The sequence below is a fragment of the Streptomyces sp. NPDC086023 genome, from assembly GCF_044540325.1.
Lineage (GTDB): Bacteria > Actinomycetota > Actinomycetes > Streptomycetales > Streptomycetaceae > Streptomyces.
Map to the genome: position 1 here is coordinate 618827 of NZ_JBITRX010000001.1, position 13591 is coordinate 632417.

The window sequence follows — 13591 nt, forward strand, 5'->3', positions numbered from 1 at the left end:
GAAGCCCTTCTGATCCCTTAGGTTGGGAAGTGGCGGGGCACAACAGGACAGGAAGAAGTGGGTTGATGTCCGAGATGAAGGCAGAAGGCCGCGTGAAGCTCAACCGGACGCCCGAGTGGGCTGCGCTGGCGAAGCACCGGGAGGAGTTCGGCCGGACCCATCTGCGGGAGCTGTTCGAGGCGGACCCGGAACGGGGCACCGGTTACACCCTGCGGGTCGGGGACCTCCACATCGACTACTCGAAGCACCTGGTCACGGACGAGACCCTGGGGCTGCTGCGGGACCTGGCCGCCGCGACCGGCGTGGCGGAGCTGCGGGACGCGATGTTCCGCGGCGAGAAGATCAACACGACCGAGGACCGCGCGGTGCTGCACACCGCGCTGCGCGCCCCCGCGGGCGCGGTGGTCGAGGTCGACGGGGAGAACGTCGTCCCCGGCGTGCACGCCGTCCTCGACCGGATGGCGGACTTCTCCGAGCGCGTGCGCTCCGGCGCGTGGACCGGCCACACCGGCCGCCGCATCCGCAACGTCGTCAACATCGGCATCGGCGGCTCCGACCTCGGTCCGGCGATGGCGTACGAGGTGCTGCGCACCTTCACCGACCGCGACCTCACGGTGCGCTTCGTCTCCAACGTCGACGGCGCGGACCTGCACGAGGCGGTGCACGGACTGGACCCGGCCGAGACGCTGTTCATCATCGCGTCCAAGACCTTCACCACCGTCGAGACCATCACCAACGCCACCTCCGCCCGCCAGTGGCTGGTGGACGGCCTGGGCGGCGACCGGGAGGCCGTGGCCCGGCACTTCGTGGCGCTGTCGACGAACTCCGGCAAGGTGGCCGAGTTCGGCATCGACACGGCCAACATGTTCGAGTTCTGGGACTGGGTCGGCGGCCGCTACTCCTTCGACTCGGCCATCGGCCTCTCGCTGATGATCGCCATCGGTGCGGACCGCTTCCGCGAGATGCTGGCGGGCTTCCACCTGGTCGACGAGCACTTCCGGACCGCCGCGCCGGAGGAGAACGCCCCGCTCCTGATGGGCCTGTTGGGCATCTGGTACGGCGCCTTCTTCGACGCGCAGTCCCACGCCGTCCTGCCCTATTCGCACTACCTGTCCAAGTTCACCGCCTACTTGCAGCAGCTGGACATGGAGTCCAACGGCAAGTCCGTGGACCGCGACGGCAACCCGGTCGAGTGGCAGACGGGTCCGGTGGTCTGGGGCACCCCCGGCACCAACGGCCAGCACGCCTACTACCAGCTGATCCACCAGGGCACCAAGGTGATCCCGGCGGACTTCATCGGCTTCGCCCGGCCCGTCGAGGGGCTGTCGCCCGAGCTGGCGGCCCAGCACGACCTGCTGATGGCCAACTTCTTCGCGCAGACCCAGGCCCTGGCCTTCGGCAAGACGCCGGAGGAGGTGCGGGCGGAGGGCGTCGCCGAGGAGCTGGTGCCGCACAAGACCTTCCACGGCAACCACCCGACCACCACGGTGCTGGCCGCCGAGCTGACGCCGTCGGTGCTGGGGCAGCTCGTCGCGCTGTACGAGCACAAGGTGTTCGTCCAGGGCGCGGTGTGGAACATCGACTCCTTCGACCAGTGGGGCGTCGAGCTGGGCAAGGTCCTGGCCAAGCGCATCGAGCCCGCCCTGGTCCAGGGCGCCGAGGTGGGCGGCCTGGACGCCTCCACCACCGCCCTGGTCGCCAAGTACCGCACGCTGCGCGGCCGCTGACCGCAGGCGCACGACAAGGGCCCCCGCTCTCCTCGGATCCTCGGAGAGCGGGGGCCCTTGTCCTCGGCCGGATCAGGCAGACGCCGGCGGGTAGAGCTGCGGCGGGAGCTTCGCGGCGGCGGCCCGGTCCAGCAGCCAGAGGGTGCGTACGCGGCCGTACGCGCCCGCCGCCGGGGCCTGGAGCTCGCCCGCGCCGCCCAGGGCGATCGCGACCGCACCGGCCTTGTCCTCGCCCGCGGCGAGCAGCCACACCTCACGCGCCGCCCGGATGGCCGGGAGGGTCAGCGAGACGCGGGTCGGCGGCGGCTTCGGCGCGCCGTGCACGCCCACCACCGTGCGGGCCTGCTCGCGCACGCCCGGGTGTCCGGGGAAGAGCGAGGCCACGTGCGTGTCCGGGCCCACCCCCAGCATCAGCACGTCGAACCGCGGCACCGGGCCGTGGTCCTCGGGCCCGGCGGCCCGCGCCAGCTCCTCGGCGTACGCGGCGGCCGCCGCGTCCACGTCGGCGCCGTACGGGCCGTCGGAGGCGGGCATCACGTGCACGCGCGCCGGATCCACGGGCACCGCGTCCAGCAGCGCCTCGCGGGCCTGGACGTGGTTGCGCTCGGGGTCGTCGGCCGGCACGTACCGCTCGTCGCCCCACCACAGGTCGAGCCGCGACCAGTCGACCGCGTCCCGGGCGGGCGCGGCGGCGAGGGCGGCCAGCAGGCCGTTGCCGTTGCGCCCGCCGGTGAGCACCACCGACGCGGAGCCGCGGGCCGCCTGGGCGTCCACGATGCGCGTGATCAGGCGCGCCGCGGCGGCCTGCGCCATCAGCTCCTTGTCGCGGTGGACCACGACCTGCGGGACGCTCACCGGGACGCCGCCTTCTTGGCCGGGGCCTTCTTCGCGGGCGCCTTGGCGGGCTTCTCCGGGGCGTCCGCGGAGTCCGCGGCGTCCCCGGCCGCCGCCGGCGCGGTCTTCGCGGGGACGGGCCCCGCGGGGACGGACTTCGCGGGAACGGACTTCGCGGCCGCCGCCGCGGACTCCGCCTCCAGCCGGTCCACGCCGTACTTCAGCGAGGCCTCGTACGTGTTGTCCGGGTCCAGCCTGCGCAGCTCCTCCGCGAGCAGCTCGGAGGTGTCGCGCCGCTTGAGCGCCACCGCGCGGTCCGGCTGCCCCGGCATGCACAGCGTCGCCAGCGAGCCGTCGGCCCGGTCCAGCACGATCGCGCCGTCACCGGTCTCCAGCCGGACCGCGGTGAGTCCGGGACCGGCCGACTGGGTTCGCCGTACGGGCACCTGGAGCCGGTCCGCCAGCCACATGGCCAGCAGCTCGCAGCTGGGGTTCTCGTCCTCGCCTTCGACGACCGCGGAGGTGACCCGCACGGACTGCTGGTCCAGGGCCGCCGCCAGCATCGAGCGCCAGGGGGTGACCCGGGTCCAGGACAGGTCGGTGTCGCCGGGCGCGTAGGTCTCCGCGCGCGCCGACAGCTCCGCGAACGGGTCCTCCGTCGCGTACGTGTCGACGATCCGGCGCTGCCCGAGGGCGCCCAGCGGGTCGCCCGCGACGTCCGCGGGCGCGCCCTCGGGCCACCACACGACCACCGGCGCGTCCGGCAGCAGCAGGGGCAGGACCACGGACTGCGCGTGGTTGACCAGCTCGCCGTGCAGACGCAGGACAACCGTTTCACCCGTGCCCGAGTCGGCACCGACCCGCACCTCGGCGTCGAGGCGCGCGTCCCGCCGGCTGCGCGGCGACCGGCTGACCCGCTTGATCACGACGATGATCCGCGAGGGGTGCTCGTGCGAGGCGTCGTTGGCCGACTTGAGCGCGTCGTACGCGTTCTCCTCGTCCGTGACGATGACCAGCGTGAGCACCATGCCGATGGCAGGCGTGCCGATGTCCCGGCGCGCCTGCACCAACGCGGCGTTGATCTTGCTGGAGGTGGTCTCCGTGAGATCGATCTTCATGGCCGGCGCCAGCTCCGTCCGTCTCGTGCGAGCATCTCGTCCGCCTCGACGGGACCCCACGTGCCGGCCGGGTACTGCGCCGGCTTGCCGTGCTCGTCCCAGTACTGCTCGATCGGGTCGAGGATGTTCCAGGACAGCTCGACCTCCTGGTGGCGCGGGAAGAGGTTCGCGTCACCGAGCAGGACGTCCAGGATCAGACGCTCGTACGCCTCGGGGCTCGACTCCGTGAAGGACTCGCCGTACGCGAAGTCCATGGTCACGTCCCGGACCTCCATGGAGGTGCCGGGCACCTTGGAGCCGAAGCGCACCGTCACGCCCTCGTCCGGCTGCACCCGGATGACCAGGGCGTTCTGCCCCAGCTCCTCCGTGGCGCCGGACTCGAACGGCAGGTAGGGGGCCCGCTTGAAGACCACCGCGATCTCGGTGACCCGGCGGCCCAGGCGCTTGCCCGTGCGCAGGTAGAACGGCACGCCCGCCCAGCGGCGGTTGTTGATCTCCAGCCGGATGGCCGCGTACGTGTCGGTCTTCGACCCGGGGTCGATGCCGTCCTCTTCGAGGTAGCCGACGACCTTCTCGCCGCCCTGCCACGCGGAGGTGTACTGGCCGCGCACGGTGTGCTTGCCCAGGTCCTCGGGGATCTGGACGGCGCTGAGCACCTTGAGCTTCTCCGCCACCAGCGCCTTGGGGTGGAAGGAGCCGGGCTCCTCCATCGCGGTCAGCGCGAGCAGCTGGAGCAGGTGGTTCTGGATGACGTCGCGGGCGGCGCCGATGCCGTCGTAGTACCCGGCACGGCCGCCGATGCCGATGTCCTCGGCCATGGTGATCTGCACGTGGTCGACGTACGACCGGTTCCAGATCGGCTCGAACATCGTGTTGGCGAAGCGGAGCGCCAGGATGTTCTGGACGGTCTCCTTGCCCAGGTAGTGGTCGATCCGGAAGACCTCGTCCCGGGGGAAGACCTCGTGGACGATCTTGTTGAGCTCCTGGGCGCTGGCCAGGTCGTGGCCGAAGGGCTTCTCGATGACGGCACGCCGCCAGGAGCCCTCCTTCTGGGCGAGTCCGTGGCTCTTGAGCTGCTGGACCACCTTGGGGAAGAACTTCGGCGGTACGGACAGGTAGAAGGCGAAGTTGCCGCCCGTGCCCTGCGCCTTGTCGAGGTCCTCGATCGTCGCCTTCAGCGTCTCGAACGCCTGGTCGTCGTCGAAGTCGCCCTGGACGAACCGGCAGCCCTGGACCAGCTGCTGCCAGACCTCCTCGCGGAAGGGGGTGCGCGAGTGCTCCTTGACGGCGTCGTGCACCTCCTGGGCGAAGTCCTCGTGCTCCCACTCGCGCCGGGCGAAGCCGATCAGCGAGAAGCCCGGGGGCAGCAGACCGCGGTTCGCGAGGTCGTAGACGGCGGGCATCAGCTTCTTGCGCGAGAGGTCGCCCGTAACGCCGAAAATGACCAGGCCGGACGGCCCCGCGATCCGCGGGAGCCGCCGGTCCTGTGCGTCACGAAGCGGGTTCGCTCCGTTTACAGACAAGGTTTTCAGGCCTCCGTGGGGGCGAGCTTCGACAGCTCCGCCTCGGTCGACTTGAGCAGGTCGTTCCAGGACGCCTCGAACTTCTCGACGCCCTCGTCCTCGAGCAGCTGAACCACATCGTCGTACGAGATGCCCAGCTTCGCGACCGCGGCGAGCTCCGCACGCGACTGCTCGTAGGTCCCGCGGACGGTGTCGCCGGCGACCTCGCCGTGGTCGGCGGTGGCCTCCAGGGTGGCCTCGGGCATGGTGTTCACGGTGCCCGGGGCGACCAGGTCCACCACGTACAGGGTGTCCTTGTACGCGGGGTCCTTGACGCCGGTGGAGGCCCACAGCGGGCGCTGCTTGTTGGCGTGCGCCTTGTCCAGGGCCGCCCAGCGCTCGGAGGAGAAGACCTGCTCGTAGGCCTCGTAGGCCAGACGGGCGTTGGCGAGCGCCGCCTTGCCCTTCAGGGCCTTGGCCTCGTCGCTGCCGATCTTGTCCAGGCGCTTGTCGATCTCGCTGTCCACACGGGACACGAAGAAGGACGCCACCGAGTGGATCTTGGACAGGTCCAGGCCGCGCGCCTTGGCCTTCTCCAGGCCCGCCAGGTACGCGTCCATGACCTCGCGGTAGCGCTCCAGCGAGAAGATCAGCGTGACGTTGACGCTGATGCCCAGGCCGATGACCTCGGTGATCGCCGGCAGGCCGGCCTTGGTCGCCGGGATCTTGATGAGCGTGTTCGGCCGGTCCACCAGCCAGGCCAGCTGCTTGGCCTCGGCCACGGTGGCCGCGGTGTTGTGGGCCAGACGGGGGTCGACCTCGATGGAGACCCGGCCGTCCTGGCCCTCGGTGGCGTCGTAGACCGGGCGCAGGATGTCGGCGGCGTCGCGGACGTCCGCCGTCGTGATCATGCGGATGGCCTCGTCGACGGTGACCTTGCGGGCCGCGAGGTCCTTGAGCTGCTGCTCGTAGCCGTCGCCGCTGCTGATCGCCTTCTGGAAGATCGACGGGTTGGTGGTCACGCCCACCACGTGCTGCTGGTCGATCAGCTCGGCGAGGTTGCCGGACGTGATGCGCTTGCGCGACAGGTCGTCCAGCCAGATCGCCACACCCTCGTCCGAGAGGCGCTTGAGTGCGTCTGTCATGGGAATTGCATCTCCTACCTGAGTTGCTGCCGGCGTCAGCGCGCGGCGGCGATCGAGTCCTTGGCGGCGGCGGTGACGGCCTCTGCGGTGAAGCCGAACTCGCGGAACAGGACCTTCGCGTCCGCCGAGGCACCGAAGTGCTCCAGCGAGACGATCCGGCCGGCGTCGCCCACGTAGCGGTGCCAGGTCAGGCCGATGCCGGCCTCGACCGCGACGCGCGCCTTCACGGACGGCGGCAGGACGCTGTCCTTGTACGCCTGGTCCTGCTCCTCGAACCACTCGACGGACGGCATGGAGACCACGCGGGCCGGGATCCCCTCGGCCTGCAGCGCCTCGCGCGCCGCGACGGCGAGCTGGACCTCGGAGCCGGTGCCGATGAGGACGACCCGGGGCTCGCCGCCCTCGGCCTCGAACAGCACGTAGCCGCCCTTGGCCGCGTCCTCGTTCGCCTCGTACGTCGGCACGCCCTGGCGGGTGAGGGCCAGGCCGTGCGGGGTGCCCTTGCCGAACACCTTGGTGTGGCGCTTGAGGATCTCGCGCCAGGCGATGGCGGTCTCGTTGGCGTCGGCCGGGCGGACCACGTTCAGGCCCGGGATCGCGCGCAGCGAGGCGACGTGCTCGACCGGCTGGTGGGTCGGGCCGTCCTCGCCGAGGCCGATCGAGTCGTGCGTCCACACGTACGTCACCGGCAGGTGCATCAGCGCGGACAGGCGGACGGCGTTGCGCATGTAGTCGGAGAACACCAGGAAGGTGCCGCCGTAGATGCGGGTGTGGCCGTGCAGCGCGATGCCGTTCATGGCCGCGGCCATGGCGTGCTCGCGGATGCCGAAGTGGATGGTGCGGCCGTACGGGTCGGCCTCCGGCAGCGGGTTGCCCGTCGGCAGGAACGAGGAGTTCTTGTCGATGGTGGTGTTGTTGGAGCCGGCCAGGTCGGCCGAGCCGCCCCACAGCTCCGGGATGACCGCGCCGAGCGCCTGGAGGACCTTGCCGGAGGCCGCGCGGGTGGCGACGCCGGTGCCGGCCTCGAAGACGGGGAGCTTGTCCTCCCAGCCCTCGGGCAGCTCGTTGGCCTGGATGCGGTCGAACTCGGCGGCGCGCTCCGGGTTGGCGGTGCGCCAGGCGGCGAGCTCCTTCTCCCACTCGGCCTTGGCGTCGCGGCCGCGGTCGAGGGCCTTGCGGGTGTGCGCGATGACCTCGTCGGCGACCTCGAAGGTCTGCTCCGGGTCGAAGCCGAGGACGCGCTTGGTGGCCGCGACCTCCTCGTCGCCCAGGGCCGAGCCGTGCGCGGCCTCGGTGTTCTGCGCGTGCGGGGCCGGCCAGGCGATGATCGAGCGGGCCGCGATGAACGACGGCCGGTCGGTCACGGCCTTGGCGGCCTCCAGGGCGGCGTACAGGGCCTTGGGGTCCAGGTCGCCGTTGGCCTGCTGCTCGACGCGCTGGACGTGCCAGCCGTACGCCTCGTAGCGCTTGAGGGTGTCCTCGGAGACGGCCGTCTCGGTGTCGCCCTCGATCGAGATGTGGTTGTCGTCCCAGAGCAGGACGAGGTTGCCCAGCTTCTGGTGGCCGGCCAGCGAGGAGGCCTCGGCGGCGATGCCCTCCTGGAGGCAGCCGTCACCGGCGATCGCGTAGACCATGTGGTCGAACGGCGACGCGCCGGGCGCGGCCTCCGGGTCGAACAGACCGCGCTCGTAGCGGGCGGCCATGGCCATGCCCACGGCGTTGGCGACGCCCTGGCCGAGCGGGCCGGTGGTGGTCTCCACGCCCTTGGTGTGGCCGTACTCCGGGTGGCCCGGGGTCTTCGAGCCCCAGGTGCGGAAGGCCTTCAGGTCGTCCAGCTCCAGACCGAACCCGGCCAGGTACAGCTGGGTGTAGAGGGTCAGCGAGGAGTGGCCGGCGGACAGCACGAACCGGTCGCGGCCGACCCACTCGGGATCGGCGGGGTCGTGGCGCATGACCTTCTGGAACAGCACGTACGCGGCGGGCGCGAGGCTCATCGCCGTACCCGGGTGGCCGTTGCCCACCTTCTGTACGGCGTCCGCGGCGAGGACACGAGCGGTGTCAACGGCGCGCTGGTCCAACTCGGTCCAGTCGAGCTCTGTGGTGGTCGGCTTGGTGCTCACCCTGGGTCAGGGCTCCTCTCCACATGTCGAATCCCGGTGACGACGGGCGCACCGGTTCCCGGCGGCGAACCGCGCACCGGGTGCGTTTCCGAGCCTACCGTCGACGGGACGTGCAGCTATTCGAGTGCCTCCGCTCTGTCACTTCGAGATCACACTTCTCGCAGTTGCGCCGGTCGGTCCAACACGAGTGGACCCCGGCGCCGGGCGACCTCTGGGCAACGTCTACAGTGGCGTGGTACGCGCAAGTCTTAACCGGGCATTCACGCCCGAACCAGGAAGACTTGCTGGGAGTCTTTCGTCAGGGGTGTGCGTGACGGCCGTCGAATCCCGTCCTGCGGGGGTGCTCGGGACGAGCCCCGGTGACCGGCCGTTCGGGGCCCGGGTCATGGCTTTCGTGGCTTTGACCAAGCCGCGGATCATCGAACTTCTGCTGATCACCACAGTGCCGGTGATGTTCCTGGCCGAGCAGGGGGTGCCCTCGCTCTGGCTGGTCCTCGCGACCTGCCTGGGCGGCTACCTCTCCGCCGGCGGCGCCAACGCGCTGAACATGTACATCGACCGCGACATCGACGCGCTGATGGACCGCACGTCGCAGCGCCCGCTGGTGACCGGCATGGTCAGCCCGCGCGAGGGCCTGGTCTTCGGACTGGTCCTGGCCGTGGTGTCGACCCTGTGGTTCGGACTCCTCGTCAACTGGCTGTCCGCCGCGCTCTCCCTCGGCGCGCTCCTCTTCTACGTGGTCGTCTACACGATGATCCTGAAGCGGCGCACCGCCCAGAACATCGTCTGGGGCGGCATCGCGGGCTGCATGCCGGTGCTCATCGGCTGGTCCTCGGTGACCAACTCGATGTCCTGGGCCGCGGTCATCCTCTTCCTCGTCATCTTCTTCTGGACGCCGCCGCACTACTGGCCGCTGTCGATGAAGGTCAAGGAGGACTACGCGCGGGTCGGCGTCCCCATGCTCCCCGTCGTCGCCTCCAACAAGGTCGTGGCGCGCCAGATCGTCATCTACAGCTGGGTGATGGTCGCCGTCTCGCTGGCGCTCACCCCACTGGGGTACACCGGCTGGTTCTACACGGCCGTGGCGCTCGCCGCGGGCGGCTGGTGGCTCTGGGAGGCGCACGCGCTCCAGGCGCGCGCCAAGGCCGGTGCGACGGGCGGCAAGCTCAAGGAGATGCGCCTCTTCCACTGGTCCATCACCTACGTGTCGCTGCTCTTCGTCGCCGTGGCCGTGGACCCCTTCCTGCGCTGACCCGCGTCCGCCGCCCGTGCGCACGCCGGGCGGCGGTGACGGGTATCTCTTCCTCCGCCGACCTACTCGTCGGTAGCATGCCGTTCATGGCAGACACGAAGCAGCAGGAGCGCAAGGCGGCCAGGCTGGCCAAGCAGATCGGCGCCTTCTCCAAGGAGCACGGCGGCGCCGAGGGGCAGCTCGCCTACATCGGGCAGATGGGCACCCGCATCGTCCTCGTCGGCGAGGACGGCGGCTGGGGCGACCTGGTCGCCCCCTCGTACGAGGTCGCACAGCAGGCCGCCGAGAAGGCCGGGCTGACCCTCCACGACGACTTCGACGGCGAGCTGGCCGCCAAGGTCCGCACCAGCGCGTACGAGTGGAAGCGGATGGCCGGCCTCCAGCTCGGCAGCCCCTCCTGACCCGCGGCACCCCGTCGAACAGCGGTACGCCCACCGGCGCCAGCAACACCTGACGCCCCGGTCACCCGTTAGGACGTGTGGAAGCTCGTCCCTCCCGGGCTCGCCCGGCCGAGGGATTCCCGACGTCCGCAACGGGATGCCCGGATGATCGACACGCCGTCGCTGGTGGACCAGTACTGCCACGGGGTGCTCCGCACGGAACTGGGCCTCGGCACCTTCGAGGCCCATCTCGGCCGTGCCTCGGGCCCGCCCGCGCCCGGCACCACCTTCTTCGACACCCAGACCGGTTTCGCCGTGCGCCGCTGGTGTCCACCGCTCCTGGGCCTCGAACCACACTGCCCACCGGCCCGCTACCTGGCCCGCCGGCGCGAGCTCGGGGTGCTCGAAGCGGGCCGCCGGCTGCTGCGCGGCTCCGGGATCTCCACCTACCTGGTCGACACCGGCCTGCCGGGGGACCTCACCGGCCCCCGCGAGCTCGCCCTGGCCGGGGACGCCGAGGCCCACGAGATCGTCCGGCTGGAGCTGCTGGCCGGCCAGGTCGCCGACACCTCGGGCACCGTCGAGGCCTTCCTGGCCAACCTCGCCGAGGCCGTCCACGCGGCCGCCGCCTCCGCGGTGGCCTTCACCTCCGTCGCGGGCGCCGGCTGCGCCCTGGCCTTCGCCCCCGAGCCGCCCGGCCCGGGCGAGGTGCGGGGCGCCGCCGGGCGCTGGCTGGAGCACCGGGCCCTGGCCAGGGCCGCCCGGCGCGAAGCCCCCTCCGGCGGTGCGGGCGTGGCCGGGGCGGGGGTGGACCCCGTGCTGCTGCGGCACCTGCTGTGGAGCGCCGTGGCCTCGGGCCTGCCGGTCCAGCTGCACGCCGGGGCGGGTGACCCGCGCCAGCGCATCGACCGCGCCGATCCGACGCTGCTCACCGACTTCGTACGGGCCACCGCCGGCCTGGGCACCGACATCGTGCTGCTCCACGGCTACCCGTACCACCGGCACGCCGCCCACCTCGCGGGCGCCTTCCCGCACGTGTACGCCGACCTGGGCCCCGCCCTCGCCCACACCGGGGCGCGGGCCGCCGAGGTGCTGGCGGAGCTGCTGGAACTGGCGCCCTTCGGCAAGCTGCTCTTCTCCAGCGGCGGCCGGGAGCTGCCCGAACTCCACGTGGTCGGCGCGCGGGTGTTCCGCGAGGCGCTGGCGCGGGTGCTCGGCGGCTGGGTCGGCGACGGGGCCTGGTCCCTGCGCGACGCCGAACGCGTCGCAGGCATGATCGCGGCGGGCAATGCCCGCCGCGTCTACCGCCTGGACCGGGCCTGAGGGGTCCCGCGGCAGGGCGGGGCAGGAGCCCCGCGGACAAGGCCTAGCGGGCCGTCGAGAGGGCCGGGTCGGTCTGCGCCGGGATCTCCGGGGTGGCCGCCGGCCGCTCCCGCAGGCTCAGCACCAGGCGCACCACCGCGATCCACACCAGGCACGAACCCAGCATGTGCGCGGACACCAGGACCTCCGGCAGCTTCGTGAAGTACTGCACGTACCCGATCGCACCCTGGGCCAGCAGCACCAGCAGCAGGTCGCGGGCGCGCGCCCGGGTGTCGTCGGGAGCGTCCACCACGCGCAGCACCAGCCACATCGCGACGGCCAGCGCGCAGACCACCCAGGCCGCGACGGCGTGGACGTGGGCCGTGGTGGCCCAGTCGAACGGCATCCGCGGGACCTCGCTGCTGTCACCCGCGTGCGGTCCCGAGCCGGTCACCACGGTGCCCGCGGCGACCAGCACGAGGGACGTGCCGGCGATGGCCCAGCCGAGCTTGCGGACCGGCCGCGGGACCCGCGGCCGGGGCTCCGTGTCGCCCTCGCGGGTCCGCTGCCAGGTCAGGGTGGTGACCGTGATCAGGGAGGTGGCGAGCAGGAAGTGCCCCGCCACGCTGTAGGGGTTGAGCCCCGTCCACACCGTGATGCCGCCGAGCACGGCGTTGCCCATCACGATGGAGAACTGAGTCCAGCCCAGCCGGGTCAGCGAGCGGCGCCACGGCTTGGCCGAGCGGGCCGCGATGATGGCCCAGCCCACCGCCGCGCACAGCACGTACGTCAGCATCCGGTTGCCGAACTCGATGGCGCCGTGGACACCCTGGGCGGGCGTCGCGAACAGGCTGTCGTCCGTGCACTTGGGCCAGGTGTCGCAGCCGAGACCGGATCCGGTCAGCCGCACCGCGCCACCCGTGACGACGATGACCACGCTCATGACGACGGCGGCGAGCGCGGCCCGCCGGAGCGTCCTGGGTGTGGGCGTCCAGCGCTGCGCGATGTATGCGAGGGGGTTCAACACGGGCCCTATCGTAGGGCGCCACTTGTGCAAACTTTCACGAGGGGGTGGCGCCCGGCCCCGCCACGGCGGCCGACGTCAGCCGGAAGCGGGCGCCGGCCGGATCGCCCTCCTCGTGCCACCACACCAGGATCCGCCAGTGAGTTGCCTCCTCGGGCCCCTCGGGAGACGCGAGGAACTGCCGGACGAGGCCGGTGCCGACCTCCTCCGCCGTGCGATCCGTCACGTCGGTGGTGCCCCGCCAGGGATGTCCTATTACGTCCCACAATCCGTCAGGGTTGCGCACCTCGAAGCGCCATGCCGCCCGCCAGGGACGCGCGCTGAGGGTGGCCCGTACCGCCCCCTCGTCGACCGCGAGCCCCGCGGCGACCGCGGCCGGGTCCACGCCCTGGATCCGCGCGGCCACCACCGCGTGCGGCAGCAGCCGCCCCGGCAGCAGGCCCTCGGCCCGGAGGGCCACCAGCGACTCGAAGGTCAGGAAGCGCAGCCGCAGTTCGAGCTGGCGCCCGAGGTGGCCGACGGCCTCCTGAGCCTCCGCCTGGCCGGGGCCGGGCGCCTGCGCCGCCTGCCGGAAGTCGTTCTCGGCGTCGACCGCCCAGGCCACCGCGTCCTCGGTCAGCCCGAGTTCGGCGAGCCGGTCGCCCAGGAACACCTTCGCCTGGGCCAGGCCCCGCCGGTTGACCGGATCCTGCTGGTCCAGGCCCAGCCAGACGTCCACCGCGGCCCGGGTCAGATCGCGGGCCCGCTCGCCGGCCACGCGCTCCATCGGGCCCGGCACCGCCTCTGCGGCCGGGCCCAGCGGGAAGCGCGGCAGCCGGTTGCCGTCACTCAGCGGCCAGGCCAGCCACACCCCGTGGTTGATCAGCCCCCGGGCGTACCAGCGCGCGTACTCGGGGGAGTGCGGGGCCGCCTGCTCGGCGTACCGCAGCGCCTCCTCGATCGCGCCCAGGGCGCCCGGGCGGTCCCCCGCCGAGAACCGCGCGGCGGCCAGGTCGCTCAGCCGCAGGCCCAGCCGGGCCGCGCACTCCGGGTCACTGCGGGCCGGCTCGCGCAGAGCCGCTATCAGCTCCGCCAGCAGCGCCTCACGCTCGGCGGGATCCGCCGGCGCCGCCCCCGACCTGATCCGTGTCCATTCCTCGTCCAGCCGTAGTACGGCCTCTCGCTGCACCATGTCCGCCCCCCGGAAC

Annotated in this window: 11 protein-coding genes; 4 read left to right on the forward strand and 7 right to left on the reverse strand. The window is 72.1% G+C overall.

What is annotated here, in order from left to right; all coding sequences use genetic code 11:
* The first annotated feature begins 74 nt into the window (after positions 1 to 74).
* Complete coding sequence (gene pgi / locus ACIF6F_RS02765) at positions 75 to 1727, forward strand: glucose-6-phosphate isomerase (protein WP_399940558.1); 1653 nt, start codon at positions 75 to 77, stop codon at positions 1725 to 1727.
* A gap of 72 nt (positions 1728 to 1799) precedes the next feature.
* On the opposite strand, the gene pgl is transcribed toward pgi, so the two are convergent.
* Genes pgl through tkt form a run of 5 tightly spaced genes read right to left on the reverse strand, consistent with a single transcriptional unit; the run spans position 1800 to position 8446 of the window.
* Positions 1800 to 2582: a 6-phosphogluconolactonase gene (gene pgl / locus ACIF6F_RS02770; RefSeq protein WP_399940187.1), complete on the reverse strand. Its 783-nt coding sequence runs from the start codon at positions 2580 to 2582 to the stop codon at positions 1800 to 1802.
* Complete coding sequence (gene opcA, locus ACIF6F_RS02775; RefSeq protein ID WP_399940190.1) at positions 2579 to 3679, reverse strand: glucose-6-phosphate dehydrogenase assembly protein OpcA; 1101 nt, start codon at positions 3677 to 3679, stop codon at positions 2579 to 2581. The genes pgl and opcA overlap by 4 nt, the downstream gene beginning before the upstream one ends.
* Entirely contained in the window at positions 3676 to 5202 is a 1527-nt protein-coding gene (gene zwf / locus ACIF6F_RS02780) for a glucose-6-phosphate dehydrogenase (protein WP_399940193.1), read from the reverse strand. Before zwf ends, opcA begins: the two co-directional genes overlap by 4 nt.
* A gap of 5 nt (positions 5203 to 5207) precedes the next feature.
* Complete coding sequence (gene tal / locus ACIF6F_RS02785; protein ID WP_399940196.1) at positions 5208 to 6326, reverse strand: transaldolase; 1119 nt, start codon at positions 6324 to 6326, stop codon at positions 5208 to 5210.
* Positions 6327 to 6361: 35 nt separating this feature from the next.
* Positions 6362 to 8446, reverse strand: a complete 2085-nt coding sequence (gene tkt, locus ACIF6F_RS02790) for a transketolase (RefSeq protein WP_399940198.1) — start codon at positions 8444 to 8446, stop codon at positions 6362 to 6364.
* A 310-nt stretch (positions 8447 to 8756) separates the two neighbouring features.
* Here tkt and ACIF6F_RS02795 point away from each other — a divergent pair, with 310 nt between their 5' ends.
* The 3 genes from ACIF6F_RS02795 (at position 8757) to ACIF6F_RS02805 (ending at position 11401) form a co-directional block, all read left to right on the forward strand.
* Positions 8757 to 9698 (forward strand): heme o synthase, encoded by a 942-nt coding sequence (locus ACIF6F_RS02795; RefSeq protein ID WP_399940201.1) that lies wholly within the window; start codon positions 8757 to 8759, stop codon positions 9696 to 9698.
* Between the two features lie 86 nt (positions 9699 to 9784).
* Complete coding sequence (locus ACIF6F_RS02800) at positions 9785 to 10099, forward strand: hypothetical protein (protein WP_399940204.1); 315 nt, start codon at positions 9785 to 9787, stop codon at positions 10097 to 10099.
* A gap of 144 nt (positions 10100 to 10243) precedes the next feature.
* Positions 10244 to 11401 (forward strand): amidohydrolase family protein, encoded by a 1158-nt coding sequence (locus tag ACIF6F_RS02805; protein ID WP_399940206.1) that lies wholly within the window; start codon positions 10244 to 10246, stop codon positions 11399 to 11401.
* 43 nt (positions 11402 to 11444) lie between these two features.
* Here ACIF6F_RS02805 and ACIF6F_RS02810 read toward each other — a convergent pair whose 3' ends face one another.
* Together ACIF6F_RS02810 and ACIF6F_RS02815 are read right to left on the reverse strand one after the other, a co-directional pair.
* On the reverse strand, positions 11445 to 12437 hold the full coding sequence (locus ACIF6F_RS02810) for a heme A synthase (RefSeq protein ID WP_399940209.1): 993 nt from the start codon (positions 12435 to 12437) through the stop codon (positions 11445 to 11447).
* 4 nt (positions 12438 to 12441) lie between these two features.
* Positions 12442 to 13575 (reverse strand): hypothetical protein, encoded by a 1134-nt coding sequence (locus tag ACIF6F_RS02815; protein WP_399940212.1) that lies wholly within the window; start codon positions 13573 to 13575, stop codon positions 12442 to 12444.
* Positions 13576 to 13591 lie beyond the last annotated feature (16 nt).

What these genes read in the sequence shown, in the direction of transcription:
- pgi (WP_399940558.1), top strand. Translation starts at nt 75, where the DNA reads ATGAAGGCAGAAGGCCGCGTGAAGCTCAACCGGACGCCCGAGTGGGCT.
- opcA (WP_399940190.1), bottom strand. Translation starts at nt 3,679, where the DNA reads ATGAAGATCGATCTCACGGAGACCACCTCCAGCAAGATCAACGCCGCG.
- tal (WP_399940196.1), bottom strand. Translation starts at nt 6,326, where the DNA reads ATGACAGACGCACTCAAGCGCCTCTCGGACGAGGGTGTGGCGATCTGG.
- ACIF6F_RS02800 (WP_399940204.1), top strand. Translation starts at nt 9,785, where the DNA reads ATGGCAGACACGAAGCAGCAGGAGCGCAAGGCGGCCAGGCTGGCCAAG.
- ACIF6F_RS02805 (WP_399940206.1), top strand. Translation starts at nt 10,244, where the DNA reads ATGATCGACACGCCGTCGCTGGTGGACCAGTACTGCCACGGGGTGCTC.
- ACIF6F_RS02815 (WP_399940212.1), bottom strand. Translation starts at nt 13,575, where the DNA reads ATGGTGCAGCGAGAGGCCGTACTACGGCTGGACGAGGAATGGACACGG.